Source organism: Commensalibacter papalotli (ex Botero et al. 2024) (assembly GCF_947179115.1).
Classification (GTDB): Bacteria; Pseudomonadota; Alphaproteobacteria; order Acetobacterales; family Acetobacteraceae; genus Commensalibacter; species Commensalibacter papalotli.
Genome location: NZ_CAMXCI010000024.1, coordinates 1 through 539, shown reverse-complemented (window position 1 = coordinate 539; position 539 = coordinate 1). Strand labels below are relative to the sequence as shown.

Genomic DNA, 539 nt, shown 5'->3' with positions numbered 1-539 from the left:
TTAATAATGAAAACCCCTGTCGTAAAATTGAAACGGGTACCAGAAAGATGTTTTGACTGTGGATCACAAGTAAAAGGACCAGAAGGGTTACAAAAAGAAACATCATTTGGATTATCGTTGGTAATAGCGAATAAATTAGTCCAGTTTTCATTAGGTTGAAAAGCAAAACGAATACCTGGAGCGGCTAAAGGATACGCAACACCACCACTATAAGTATCAAGGGAGCTGACCATTGACCATCCAAAAGAGGAGTTCATAAAAAGAGCGGCATAATCACTGATATTAAATTCTTGGTCAAGGGCAAGTTTACCAATTCTAACGGTAAATTTATCATCCCAAAATCCTTGCTGATACCAGAGTTCCCATAACCGAGTAGAACGATCCGCTTCAGTACCACTGATAGGGTTGAGGTTGGCTATATTTTCTCCTGTAAATGAACGTCCTCTGATTTGCATAGCGCTGATATTAAAAAGCCCATGTTTAAAACCAAGCACTTTTTCTGGATCCCAGTTGAGGGTCAATGTCGTCATACCCTCATA

At 39.5% G+C, this 539-nt stretch carries 1 protein-coding gene; it reads right to left on the bottom strand.

Annotation, left to right across the window (positions count from 1 at the left end):
• Window positions 1–530, bottom strand: a 530-nt coding sequence (locus tag QMN76_RS10905; RefSeq protein WP_282066050.1) for a carbohydrate porin, incomplete at its 3' end; no start/stop codon positions are given.
• Window positions 531–539 lie beyond the last annotated feature (9 nt).